At 62.6% G+C, this 13,810-nt stretch carries 4 protein-coding genes; 3 read left to right on the top strand and 1 reads right to left on the bottom strand.

Features of this window, described 5'->3' with window-relative positions:
- Nucleotides 1-111: 111 nt before the first annotated feature.
- Nucleotides 112-8,223 (bottom strand): peroxidase family protein, encoded by an 8,112-nt coding sequence (locus DYI37_RS20175; RefSeq protein WP_116684522.1) that lies wholly within the window; start codon nt 8,221-8,223, stop codon nt 112-114.
- 280 nt (nt 8,224-8,503) lie between these two features.
- Between DYI37_RS20175 and DYI37_RS17260 the strand changes: the two genes are divergently transcribed.
- The 3 genes from DYI37_RS17260 to cas3 all read left to right on the top strand — a co-directional run bounded on the left by DYI37_RS17260 (nt 8,504) and on the right by cas3 (nt 13,567).
- Nucleotides 8,504-9,931, top strand: coding sequence for a sensor histidine kinase (locus DYI37_RS17260; protein WP_158555204.1), 1,428 nt, complete (start codon nt 8,504-8,506; stop codon nt 9,929-9,931).
- 289 nt (nt 9,932-10,220) lie between these two features.
- A complete protein-coding gene (locus DYI37_RS17255) occupies nt 10,221-10,883 on the top strand; it encodes a response regulator (protein ID WP_116684520.1) in 663 nt (220 codons plus the stop codon).
- Nucleotides 10,884-11,254: 371 nt separating this feature from the next.
- Complete coding sequence (gene cas3, locus DYI37_RS17250; RefSeq protein WP_116684519.1) at nt 11,255-13,567, top strand: CRISPR-associated helicase Cas3'; 2,313 nt, start codon at nt 11,255-11,257, stop codon at nt 13,565-13,567.
- The last annotated feature ends 243 nt before the right edge of the window (nt 13,568-13,810 follow it).

Here is a 13,810-nt window from a genome sequence, read left to right as displayed (position 1 = left end):
GTCCCGGGCACGTTCGAAAGCCAGATGTCTTCGGGGCTGATGCCGTGCTTCGGGAGACGAATTCAGAAGATTGCGGGCGGCATCATGCCGCCCGACCACGCGTTCGGCAGATCAGTTGATGCCGTGGAAATCCGCTTTCGTCAGATCGTGGCGCCCCGTCAGATCGATGCTGAAGTCGTCAGCGCCGTCCTCGCTCAGATGCGCTGTCACGAGCGTGTGCTCGCCGTCGTCACGCGTCTCGTGGGTCACCATGACCTGACCGATCGCCGTGAAGCTCGTGCCTGCGAAGAGGACGAAGTTCTGGTGCCCGGCGCTTCCGCGATCGGCATCGATGCCCGACAGGTCGATCACGTCACCCGGCTGGAAGCCGACGATCGTATCGCCTCTGGCTGCCTCGGCGGAGTTGAAGACGAAGGTGTCGTTGCCGCCGCCGCCATCCATGACGTTCGCAAGGTTCGATGCGACGATCGTATCGTTCCCCGCACCGCCGATGACGTTCTCGAAACCGAAGATCGTGTCGTAACCGCTGGCGATGCTCGAAACGCTGCCATGCTGCATGAGGCCACTGCCGAGATCGACGGTGAGGTCGCTCATGATCGCTGCCAGATCGAGCGTATCGGTCCCGGCATCGCCCCAGTAGACGTCGTCGCCGTCGTTCATCGTCGCGATCACCCGGTCGTCTCCGGCACCGAGATAGACCGTATCGGCACCCGCACCGCCTTCGACGATATCGTGCCCCTCGCCGGCGAAGATCCGATCCGAACCATCGTCGCCGAAGATCATGTCGTCGCCGCCGTCGCCGAAGAGATCGTCGGCGCCGGTTCCACCCATGATGACGTCGCGGCCGGCGCCGCCCTTGATCAGATCGTTGCCGTCGCCACCCAGAAGGGTGTCGTCCCCGTCCTGTCCGAAGATCAGGTCGTCGCCTGAAAGACCCGAAAGGATGTCCGCTCCAGCCCCCCCGACCAGAAGATCCGGATCCGCCGTGCCGAAGCCGGCATCTGAGTCTTCGGTCGGATGGCTTGGAGGCTCCGACTGCGAAGCCCCGTCTTGCGGCGTGTCCGCGTCGCCCTCCAGGTCGGACGGGTCGTCGTCCGGAATTTCGGCGGCGCCGCTTCCGCTCGCATTCTGTCCGGTGCCGGTCGCATCGCCCGGCTGTCCGCCCTGGGCGGAGCCTTTGACGTTGACGATGTCCTGGGGACGCGTGTCGCCGATCACCTGGCCGGAGGCATCCGTGCTGAAGACGATCCGGTGATCGGAGGCCAGGCGGGTGATGTCCACCGTGTCGCCGCCATCCTCGTCGTTGATGTGGATCGTATTGTAGTTGAGGTGCGTCGCGTCGAAGTTGCCGCTGACATTGACGGTGTCGCTTCCGCCCCCGGTGTTGATCACCAGTTCCTCGACATTGCGAAGTTCCGCGATGACGGCACCGTTGGTGGTTCCGCCCCGGGTGATGACGATCTCGGTCCCGACCGCTGCCGTATGGCCATTGTTGCCGGTGCCGCCGAGAGCCAGCCAGTCCGCTCGCGTATAGAGGTTGAAGGTCTCCGAGCTGTTGCTCCCGTTGATGACGAAGGTGTCGCCGGCAGCACCGTTCGAGCCGCCATCCACCACGTCCCGGCCATCGGTGCCGTTGTTGGAACCGCCGCCCGCATTGTTTGCATTCCACACGATCGTGTCGTCGCTGCCCCCGGCATTGATCGTGTCGTTGCCTCCGCCACCGACGATGATGTCGGCGCCGGCGCCGCCGCTAATGGTGTGGGCGCTGCCGTTGTCGAGCAGGATCTGGCCCGATCCCGACGTCGCATTGAGCGTGGTGCCGCTCGTCTGCTGGGTGACGGAGACGGTGGCCGACAGCGCGCCGGAGGTATAGCTGAACGTTCCCCCGGGGCCGCCGCGGTCGACGAAGGAGACCGATCCGGACGCGGAACTGTGAGCGACGTTCGCAAGACCGGACAGGTTCGCGGCACCGGAGATCACGACCCCGTCCACATCGGTGTCGTTGGCGGCCAGCATCCAGTCGGCGACGGTGATCGTGGTTCCGCCGAAGCTGTTGCTGTTGGTGTAACCCAGGTTCGTCACGATCGAGTCGGCCGCGAGGGCAGTCGCCGGATCGTCGACGGGCGTGACATGCACGGTCGTCGTCGCCACCGCGCTGTCGCGCAGGCCGTCATTGACCGTGACGTCGATGTGCCGATCGGCCGCCGTCGGATCGTCACCGGCGTTCGAAAAGGTAATCGCCTCGAGGGCCGTCTGGAAATCCGCATGGGACGCGCCGAGCTGGCTTGTGAGGACGATCGCGCCCGTCCCGCTCCCCGCGGCGACGATGCCTGCCGGCAGTGTCCCGACGGTCAGCCGGTCGCCGGTCACGGCATCCCGGATCACCGCCCTGGCGGAGAAGATCAGCGTATCGTCCTGATCCGTGATCGATGGCGTCGAGGCGATGGCCGGCGGGGCCGCCTGCTGCTCGGTGTAATTGACGGAGTAGTCGTTGCCCGGCGCCGCATCGACGATGCGCGTGGCCGTGACGCTGATATTGTCGATCTGCACGACATCCGTGACGGCGTTCATGGCAGTTGCGACGAAGAAGAGCCGCGAGTTCTGGGTGAAGTTTCCGGTCACGTCGAAGCTGACGGTTCCGGCATTGCCCGTATTCCGATCGATGGTCGTGACGAGAACATCGTTCGCTCCGGGCGTGTTCTGATTGTCCGTCATCCAGACCTCGACCGTCTCGCCGACACCGAGGCCCGATTCCGAAACATCGAAGCTGACATGAGCAGTCCCGTAGCCCGAAAGATTGACACCGCGAGAGATCGAGGCCCCGTTGTAGGGATTGTTGAAGCCCGAACCCGGACCGCCGTTGATCTGGAGCACACCATCGCTCTGGCCGACCGCCTGATAATGGATCTGTCCGGAAGACGAGCTGCCATTGCCGTCAGCCGTTTCGGTCCAGCCTCCCGTCCAGCCGCTTCCACGACCATAGGGGTTGTTGGAGGGACTTCCGGCGAACGCGTCGCTCGCAGCAAGGCTCACATTCGTCAATTGCGCGTGGAGATCGACGCTCGGAGCCTTGTCGAAGAAGGCTCCCGCCTTCACGGTTCCATTGGCGAAGCGCAGGTTCTCGATTCCGATCAGAAGATCGGTGCCTTCGTTGGAGAGAGGAACCCCGTTGGCATCGAGGATCGCCTGACCGTTGGCATCGATGAAATCGGTCGCCGTTCTCATATCCGTGATGCGCAAGGCGAAGAAACCGTCGGCATGGGGATCTGCCACCAGATCGCCGTGGGCGTCCACCGCCTCGACGCGATAGTCCGAGCGGTCCGGCCGGTCGAGATCGATGGTGCCGGAATAAACCGCCGTATCCTCCTTGCCGAGGTCGCCGCCCTGGCCCGGTGCGCCGCCATCGCCGTCTCCCAGCACCGTATCCTTGAAGAGCCTGGTTCGAAGCATCTCGGTGAAGTGCTTGTCGAACATCCCCGTTTCCGATCCGTCGAGGAGACCGCTGCCGTCGATCGTCTCGTTCCAGGCGACACGGTGCGAGGCGCCCTGGTAAAGAGCGTCCTGAAGCCGGTCCTCTTCGGTCAGACCGTCATTGCCGTTGTTGTGATTGTAGTAATCGGCGGTGCCTTCCTCTTGGCTGTATCGCCCGATCAGCGCGTCGAGCCGGATCGATCCGCCGACGATGATGTCGTTGCCGCCCATGCCGGTGAAGGTATCGTTGCCCGAGCCGCCGATCAGCCAGTTGTCCCCGGCGATGGAGGCGTCGGCGCCGGCCCCTGCGGACGTCTCGTCGTTTCCGATGATGGTATCGTCGCCGGCCGAGCCGATCACGCCGTCGAGCTGGAAGGACTGGACCTGCGAGGCCGAGCCGTTCGGCGTCGTCGCCGGATTGGCCTGGTTGAACAGATCGAAGCGGACCCCGCCGGGACGCACGGTGTTGTCGGAGAAGTCGATGAGATCGAAGCCCTTGTCGTTCCGGTCGACGCCGTCGCCGCCGAGAACCTCGTCTCCGCCGATCGTCAGCGCGCCGGTCGGGTCGCCCGGCAGGAGAATGTCGTCGCCGTCATTGCCGAAGAGCTGATCCTGATCGGCGCCGCCGACGACGATATCGTCGCCATTGTCGCCGTAGAGGATGTCGCCCCCGGAATCGCCGAAGACGAGATCGTTGCCGTCGCCGCCATGGGTGAACGGATCGGTGTCCTGACCGCCGTGAATGATGTCGTCGCCGGATCCAGCCGACAGCTTGTCGATGCCGACGCCGCCCTCGATATAATCGTTGCCCGAACCGCCGATGATCTGGTCGGCGCCGTTGATGTCCGTGCCGGACGACTCCCCGTAGAGGAAATCGTCGCCCGAACCGCCGTCCATCAGGTCGGGATTATCGCCGCCATACATCCGGTCGCTGCCGGCTCCGCCATAGAGGCGATCGATCCCGAAGCCTCCATAAATGATGTCGTCGCCGTCCTCACCGTAGACGGTATCGTCACCGCCCTGGGCATAGATGAGGTCGTTCCCGGCCGTGCCGACGATGACCTCGTTCGATTCGGCACCCGTGTTCGGTGTGCCATCGAGGTTCATGAAGTCGTTGAGGGCGTAGACGCTGTCGGGATCGAGGTTTTGCAGGCGCGTGTCCTGTACGTAGGTCTGCCCGTTGATCGTGATGAGGTGGCCGTCATTGGCGCTCGAGAGACCGCCATTGGAGTAGATGCCGATCGCGCCGGACGCCACGTCCGCGAGATCTCCGTATTTGTGCTCGTTGCCGGTGGTCAGCGCTTCGGCGCCTTCGGCGACCACCTCCTTCCGGGCACCGAGATCCACATACTGGTCGGCATAGCCGAAGACGTTGCCGTTCAGATGGACGAGGCCGGTATTGCGCTCGACGAGATCCTTCAACTGGCCGTTCGCCACCTCTTCGCCGAACTGCTGCCCGGCCAGGCGATAGAGGTAGTAGAAGCGGTCGCCGTCCATCAGGGACTCGATCTGGGCGACGAAGACCGTATCGAACGTCTCGCCGAGGAGGCCGCCCGGCTGGTGGACTTCCGCAAGCCCGCCCAGCCATGTGTCGATCTGGTTGAACCCCAATGTTCCCGCACCGCCTCGCGTTTCGTCGCCGGACAGGAAGGCGTAGGCCCGCGAGACGAGATCGGCGACCGGACCAGCCCAGCCGAGGATCGCTCCGAGCGTCAGGCCCGCAGCGCTCGTCTCGAAGGCCTGACTGGCGAGGTCGAGAACCGCGTTGGCCTTGTCCAGCGCGCCGTCGAAGGAGTAGGCCGCGATGAAATTCGCCAGCGAACTCGGGTGCTGCATGTTCTGGCCGAAATCGTTCCAGCTCGTATAGCGTTGCAGCCCGAGGGCCTCGCGGAAGTCGTTGAGGGCGGGAAGTCCGACGTCGCGGCCGCGGGCGATGTTGATCGCCGCAAGGTCGAGCGGCTGGCCGAGCAGACCCTGGTTCAGCGCAGGCGTTACGAATTCGTCGATCTCGCTCTGCTGCTGGTGCGTCATGCCGAGCAGGATGGAACCGGGACCGACCTTGCCGAAGGATTCCGGGCTCAGAAAGGCATCGTGCAGGGCATAGCCCATGATCTTGCCGGTGATGCCGTGGGTCGGATCGATCGTGTCGATGGTCTCACGCAACGTCGAATGTCCGAACCGGAAGGCGGCCTGCGAATATTCCATCGTCACGTCCGGCTGCTTGTCCGGAGAGTAGCCGACGAATTCCTGGATATTCGGCGAGACGTTGCGGGCGTACTGATCGACTGCGGCGTGCTGATACTCCATCTCGACGATGAGCTTGGCGCCCTGGAAGATCTTGTCCTCGTTCCAGGAGATCGAAACCCCGTCCGCCTGCAGATAATCCCCGGCGGCGTTCATCCCGTGTCCGGTGTCGATCTGGAACTCGTGCAGCTTTTCGTGGGTCACGTCGTTGGTGACGACATCCTGCCGGTGCAAAGCATCGATCAGGTTCTCGACCTGATAATTGTGCTCTTCGTGGAAGACGTGGTGGATCGATGTGAGGCCGAAATTCTCGTTCGCCCGACCGTCGCCGGCGATATAGTGATCGCCGACCGACGCCATCAGAATGTCGCTGACGGCACTGCGCACGCCCTCGATGAAGGTCGATGGAATGCCCGGGGGTGTCTGCATGATCGAGAAGTTCGAGAAATCGACCCAGCCGGCGAGTGCGCTGGCGCCGGTGAGCGAGGTCCCCGCCGCGATGACAGGCTGGCCGGGCCCCATGGACAGGTCGGAGCCGAGCGTCAGGGCAAGCATGCCGTCTTGGTTGAAGCCGAAGGTGTCGGCGGGCACCGTCCCGCCCTGCCCGTCGGGATGGGCCGGGCGAACACCATAGGTATTGAGAAAGGCGATCGCCGCTTCGACCCTCGCTACCTCTGCCGGGGTCTCGCCCTGTGCTGCGATGAGATGCGCGGTATCGAAGCGCGGATTCATGTCGAGCAGCAGGGACTCGCCGCTGCTTCCGCCGCTGAGTTGTCCGGCGCCGTCACGATTGCGCAGATTGCCGATGTCGTCCCAGGTCAGGGAAGCCCGGCCCGTCGCGTCGATATGGGCCCGAAGCTCGTTGAGCGTCGGCAGGGTTTCGTGGGTCAACGTGCCATCGGGCCGGGCCCACGGGGTCTGAAGCGTCGCGCCGTCCAGGAGCTTCATGCCCGCATGGAAGCTCTGTCCCCCGTCGCTCGACACCCATTCGCGCAGCAGTTGGGTGCGCTGGACGTCCGAGCCGTAGGTCTGGCTCTGGTCGATGAACGGAGAGACGTGATTGACGTATTCGCTGCCGTTCGCGTCGAGGGTCTCGACCGTGGAGCGATTGATCGTGATCTCCGTGACCGGTCGGCCGTCGGGACCGAGCATGCCGTAGAGCGGGTCGTCGACGCCGAGCGCGATCTTGATGGTCACGTTTCGGCCCGCACCGTCCGACTGGCCCTTGTCGATGAAGTCGAGACCGTGGTCGAAGAACTGGCCGAACAGGACGAAGAAGCCGTTGGAGGGGGAGACGCCTGGGTTCAGGCTGCCGATGAAGTGGTCGTTCTGGCCGGCGGAGGCTTCGAGCCGTGCCTGGGTGTCGACTTGGCCGAGGCCGCCATTGGCGACCGTTTCGAGAGCGCCCCAGTCGAGAACCGTCGCCTCTCCCGAGACGCCGTCCGCCCCGTAATAGATCTCGCCCGGCCTGTGGTCGCCTGCGGCCGGATTGTCGGAGTGGTTTGCCCACGTATCGTAGGTCACGCCGGCGGTCGTGATCGTGCGGCTGATCATGCGCGGCGTATAGTCGACGACGTTCCTGATATTGATGGCCGTGCCGTCCGACGAGACGGTGTCGCCTTCGGCACCGCCGAGCGCCGCCTGAACCGTATAGTCCTGATGCGACAAGGCGTAGTCGGTCGTGAAGCCGTGGAGCTTTACGCCGTTTAGCTCGCCCACGAGTTCACCACCCGAGAAGACCGTCGAGACGATGCCGTCGACGGACTGCGTCACCGTGACGGGATCCGATGTCGCGACGACCGCAGTGCTGACGGTCTCGCTGGTTCCGTTCGCGCTGGTCAGGACGGTCCGTGTCTCGTCCTGAACGTAGTCGTAGCTCGTGGTGGTGGTGGTCGAACTCGTGGTCGTGGTGGTCGCGGTCAGAGCAATGTGGTGGCCATCGTTGACGACGGTGGAAGTCACCGCAGCGACAGCCGTCGAGACGCTGGTGCCGGAGGTGACGATCTCGTGGATCGTTTTGGCGACCCCGGGGGCCGAGAAGACGCTGTAGACCCCGCTGTCGAGGAGAACCTGGACGTTTTCCTGCGTTGTGGTCGCGACCGGTTCACTGGAGGCGACGAGAACGGGACCGATGGTCGGGTTGCCTGTGACCTGAACCAGATAGCCGCTGTAATCGGCGGTCATCATCCGGGGGAACAGTTGGCCGGTATCACCATAATGGGCAAGAAGCGGCGCCAGATTGTTCCAGTAGCCGCTGACGTCCCGGGTTCCCGAAAGATCGGTGAAGTTCTGATAGGATTGTCCCCATTTGGCGAGGTTCGCCTGGGGGCTGCCCTGTTCCGCGTAGGGATTGCCGGAGAAGTCGAAAACCGGGCCGACGCCGTCCCAGGCGACGATGATGCGCCCTTGAGCATCGAACAACGGAAGAAATCCGACCTGATCGGTCAAGAAGCGGATATCCGTCGCATTGATGACGAACGGTTTGAGCGAAGCATTGAAGGTCGACATCGTTCTTCTCCGGGATGGAAACCATTATGGGATGCTGTCGGACAGTCTTGTCCTTCACGCGAAGACAGGCGGGTCCTGCGTCGAGGCCGAAACGAAATCTTGCAATTCAGTCGCCGGATGCCGCGCTACGATCCACTCTCTTCGAACCTGCGGGTGCGGACTTTCTTCTTCTTAACTTTCACTTAAGCATGCCATAGTGAACTGGCGCTCCGACACAGGCGTAGGTCGAGCCAATTTCTCGTAGAAAGTCTGGTACGCCTCTCAGCGAATGGTCGAACGGATGACTGGACCAAGGTCTAATCGCAGCGGCGCACGAGGCGCGAGGCTCACGCTGTTCCAGCAATTCTCGATCGTCGCGACGATCAGTTTCGCTCTCGTGATGATCACTTTGGGCTGGTGGGTCAGCAAGCGAATTTCGGACGGCATCCTTCAGCGCAGCGCCGAGGCGGGCGCACTGTTCATGCAGAGCGTGCTCGAACCGCACATCCAGTCGCTGGTCGAGGGCAGGCCACTCTCGTCAGCCGATATCGCTCAACTGAGAGCCATCAGCGACACCCATGCTCTTCGCAAGCATGTCATGTCGATCAAAATCTGGGAGCCGAACGGTCGGATTGCCTTCTCGAGCCAGCCCGATCTCATCGGTCAAAGCTTTCCGACCGATGAGATCCAGCCAGCCTTGAACGGTGAGATCAAGGGTTACCTGAATCAACTGGAAGACGACGAGAACGCGTTCGAGAGAACGCTTTCGGTCCCTCTCTACGAGATCTATGCCCCTCTTTATCGAAGCGGAAGCAACGAGATCATCGCGGTCGGAGAATTCTACGAAAATGCCGAACGGCTGAACAACGAACTGCTCGACGCCGTTCGCGACAACTGGCTGGTCGTTGGAAGCGCCGGCCTCGCCCTGCTGATGGTTCTCTTCGCGATCGTCTACCGTGGAAGCGTGACGATCGAGCGTCAAAAGCGCGATCTGGAAGCCAGACATGCCCGCGAGATCGGCCTCCACAAAACCAACGCGAAACTGCGCGGCGAAATGCAGATCGCCCTTCAGAAGACGGCTCGGATCGACCACATGCTTCAGCGGCGGCTCGGCGCGGAGCTTCACGATGGTCCGGCGCAACTGATGGCTTTCGTTCTTCTTCGCCTCGACGACATCGACGAAGCCATCCGGGCCGATCGGTCGGAGGAACACTTCGGGAGAGAGACTTTATCTGAGGTTCGGGCGGCAGTTCAGGACTCGCTCGCAGACCTTCGGGCCATCGCCGCGGGTCTCTTCATGCCGTTCCTGAAGGAAGGATCCGATATCACCGAAGTCGTGCGTGCGATTGCGCTCGCCCATGATCGCAGGACGGGCGGCACCACGGTTCTCTCGTTCGAGAACGTCGAGGGCATCACCGCTCCCGATCTGGTTCAGGCGATCGCACGCATCGTCCAGGAGGCGATGACCAATGCCGAGAAGCATGCCGGTGATCCCTCCCCGCGCGTCGTCATCCGTCAGATCGATGGCGAGATCGAAGTGACGATACAGGATCGCGGACCCGGACTGGAAAACTCGGAGAGGAGCGACGCGGACCGAAACGGCAAACTCGGTCTGGACGGCATTCGATACCGTGCCGGTTCGCTGGGAGGTTCCGCGCAATTCGAGAGCGGGCCGGGAGGGGGAACGCTCATCCGTTGCCGGATACCCTTCCCGTCCGACTCTGCATAAGAACTGCGTGATACCGAACACGGATGGCGCCGAGCCGAGGCGCTTCGCTTCGACAACCTCGGATCGATGATCGACGAAACTCGTCAGACAAAGAGCAATCGAATCAATCCATTTACTTTCCCGATTTTACATCTAGAGTCGTGTGCTTGGTAACCTTACGGCAAAATCGACAGGGCGATCTGTCTAGGCTGAATTGACTTTCAATACGCGCTCCTCTTCAGTAAGATGGGCGGCAAAGAAACCGAGGTGTACAGGGCCGCTCTGCTGCAAAGGTGTTTGGTGAACAGCAATGAGTACCGCGTTTCAGGTCTCACTGGCAGTCGTCGATGACCATCCCATCGTAAGGCAAGGTCTCATCACGGTTCTCGGCCGCGATCCGAGATTTCAGATCGTCGCCGAAGGGTCTTCGACCAGCGAGGCCCTCGAGATCGCGATCCGGCACAAGCCCAAGGTCATGCTTCTCGATCTTGGAATGCCCGGCGGGGGTGGGATCGAGGCACTCGCACTGATCCGGGCTCATGTGCCGACGACGAAATGCGCAATCCTCACGGTTTGCGACGATGCCGAGACCGCGATCAAGGCACTGAATACGGGAGCTTGCGGCTATATCCTGAAGGGTGTCAGCGCGAGCGATCTGAAGTCTGCCGTATGGACGATCGTCAACGACCAGTCTTTCATATCTCCCGAGTTTGCCACGAAACTTCTTCATGCGGCCCAGGGCGGCGAACGCAGGGGACAGTCCGAGGGGCTTTCTCACCGGGAGGAGCAGATCCTGGCTGAAGTCGAAGCGGGCCTGACCAATCGCCAGATCGCCGACAAGCTGGGCCTCAGCGAGAAAACCGTCAAATATTACATGACGACGATCATGCATAAATATGGCGTCACGAACCGCGTCTCAGCCGTCGTCGCGGCTCAGAAGCTCCGCAGCAGCCAGACGCGATCGAACGTCTGAACCGTACGCTTTCGATTTCGGATGGTGCGAACGACCTGTCCCAGGCACTCGAGGACGGCGCGTAGATGTCGCTCGGCGTTCTGATCACGAGCGCATCGATCCGACATCTCTTACTGAACGCACACGCGAAGTCATCAAATCGAGCCTTCTGGTGCTGAATATTCGCGCCGCGCGGCGGCGACCTTTCATTCCTCAAGGTCAGACGCTTCCATTCATGACGCCCTTCTGGCGGGGATGCAGATCCACCGGCCGACCGCTCGACACCGCCCGATGAAACCGCGGGACCTTCGTAGCCGTCGAGCCTCATGCGAGCTTGAGATGCTGGTCTTTCATCTTCATTCGCCGAGACATTCGAAAAGGGTCAGTCGAGGATGCCGTTCTACGCCCACTCGATCGAAGGCAAAGCGCCCGAACGCTGGGAGCCTCTCGTCGATCATCTGGAGGCCGTCGCGGCGCAGGCGCGCTGTTTCGGAGATGAAATCGGCATTGCTCGCCTTTGCGAACTTGCTGCCCGTCTGCACGATCTCGGCAAGTTCGATCCGCGATTCCAGCGCTATCTGGCCGGTGCCAGGGAGCGCGTTCCCCATTCGATCGCCGGGGCGGCGGCGATCGTGGATCGCGGGGAGACTCCGGGCGAGAAGGCGGTCGCCATGCTCATCGCGCAGGCGATCGCCGGCCACCATGCCGGGTTGCCCGACCGCACGGGAAGCGACGGGGCGAGCCTTGCCGAGCGCAAGGCCGCCTTCGACTTCGCCTCTCTCTCCGGGTCCTGGCACTATTTCATTCCGCAGAACCTCGACGGTCTCGGTATGACCTTTGCCGGGAGCGGATCGAAACGAGAAGAGGCCCAGCGCTATGCCATGCTGGGGCGGATGATCTTCTCCTGCCTGGTGGACGCCGATTTTCTGGAGACCGAGCGGTTCTATGTCGAGAGGGGCGAGCGACGAAGGGATCGCGACTGGCCGAGCCTTGCGGACTGTCTGCCGCGCTTTCAGAGGCGCTTCGAAGCCAGGATCGCCGGCTTCGACCCGGCGGCATCGGAGATCGCCGGGCTGCGGCACGAGATCCTGACGAGCGCGCGAGAGCGAGCCAGGACGCTGGAACCCGGTCTTTTCACGCTGGACGTGCCGACCGGCGGCGGCAAGACGCTCGCCTCCCTCGGTTTCGCCCTCGACCATGCCGAGAAATGGGGTCATCGCCGGATCATCTACGGCATCCCCTTCACGTCGATCATCGATCAGACGGCCGAGATCTTCCGCGACGTTCTGGGAGCCGACGCCATCCTCGAACATCATTCCGCGATCGAGGACGAACGGCTCGATCGAAGCCTCGAGGACGCCGACACCCGGCGCTCCGGCAAGGACAAGATGCGCCTCGCCATGGAGAATTGGGCGGCGCCGGTCATCGTCACGACCCATGTGCAGCTTTTCGAAAGCCTGTTCGCGGCGCGCACCTCCCGCGCGCGAAAACTCCACAATATCGCCAAGAGCGTCATCATTCTCGACGAGGCGCAGGTGCTGCCGAAGCATCTGCTCGCTCCGACCGTGCGCGCCATAGACGTGCTCGCCCGCGATTGGGGCTGCTCGATCGTCCTGTGCACGGCGACCCAGCCTGCTTTCGACGCATCGAACTTTCCAGAGCGCCATCCGCTGGCCCTCGACCTCGAAGGCCGCGAACTCGCGCCGGATCCGAAACGCCTGCATGCCGCTTTCCGGCGCAACCGGCTCGTTCAGGCCGGCGAGATGGACGACGAGGCGCTCGTTGCGGCGCTCGGCGACGAGCCCCAGGCCCTCATTATCGTCAACAGCCGGGCTCACGCGCTGGAGCTTTTCACGCTGGCGCATGAGGCCGGGCTGGACGGCCTCGTCCATCTGACGACGCGCCAATGCGCGGCCCATCGCCATGCGATCCTCAAGGATGTTCGTGCTCGTCTGACCAATGGCGAACCTTGCCGCCTCATCGCGACATCGCTCGTCGAGGCAGGCGTCGATATCGATTTTCCCAAAGCCTGGCGCGCCGAGGCCGGTCTCGAAAGCATCATTCAGGCGGCGGGCCGGGTGAACCGTGAGATGAAGCGGGATGCTGAGGCGTGCACGGTCACCGTCTTCAAGCCGGCGGGCCGCAAGCCACCTTTTGAGATCGCGGCTCTCGTGCGCGATACGCAGAACGTCGCGCGGCGCCAGCCCGACCTTTTCATGCGCGAGGCGATCGACGACTATTTCGGCGAGGTCTATTGGCGCATGGGCGAAGAGGGCCTCGACGCCGCGCCGCTCGGGCCGATCGCTGATGGCGAAACGCGCGGTATCCTGCGACAGATGGCCCACACCAAAGTCCAGGGTCTCGATATTGTCTATCGCACCATCGCCGAGCGGTATCGCATGATCGAGAACGGCATGGCGCCGATCGTCATTGCACGGGACGAAAAGGCGAAGGCGGCTGTGGAGAAACTATCCCTCCCTGACGTTCCGTCTGGCGCGGTCGCGCGCGAACTGCAATCATACATTGTACAGGTTCCGCCGAAGGCCCGCGCACTTCTTGTTGCGACGGGGCACGTGGTTTTCGGGCATCCTGAGCTTCGCGGCGATCAGTTCGCGGTCTTGAGGACGCAGACGCTGTACCGGGAGGAGATCGGTCTGTGGTGGGAGAACGCGGATTATCTGGCGATCGAACAGATGATGTTTTGAGGATCGGTGGCCGGTGCATCGGTACGATGCATTAGCCAGTATCTCTCGCCGTTCATTCTATGAATTGGTTTCGATCCACGCAGAATGCCCGGACGCGGATCGCGTTCGGCTCGCCGCGACATCAGACAACGAATGATAGGGGTGGGAAGGCTGGAGTCGAGACTGAGGTCCCGCACGGGAAGTCGTTGACAGTTCTGCATTCTCGAATTCCATCGATTGGAAGTTCCGAACTTTGAAGGTGCG

Source organism: Fulvimarina endophytica, from assembly GCF_003403015.1.
GTDB classification, from domain to species: Bacteria; Pseudomonadota; Alphaproteobacteria; order Rhizobiales; family Rhizobiaceae; genus Fulvimarina; species Fulvimarina endophytica.
Note: the sequence above shows the minus strand (reverse complement) of the source record. Positions and strands in the feature narration are given on the sequence as shown.

Coding starts and splice junctions, on each gene's coding strand:
- DYI37_RS20175 (WP_116684522.1), bottom strand. CDS start 8,223: ATGTCGACCTTCAATGCTTCGCTCAAACCGTTCGTCATCAATGCGACG.
- DYI37_RS17260 (WP_158555204.1), top strand. CDS start 8,504: ATGACTGGACCAAGGTCTAATCGCAGCGGCGCACGAGGCGCGAGGCTC.
- DYI37_RS17255 (WP_116684520.1), top strand. CDS start 10,221: ATGAGTACCGCGTTTCAGGTCTCACTGGCAGTCGTCGATGACCATCCC.
- cas3 (WP_116684519.1), top strand. CDS start 11,255: ATGCCGTTCTACGCCCACTCGATCGAAGGCAAAGCGCCCGAACGCTGG.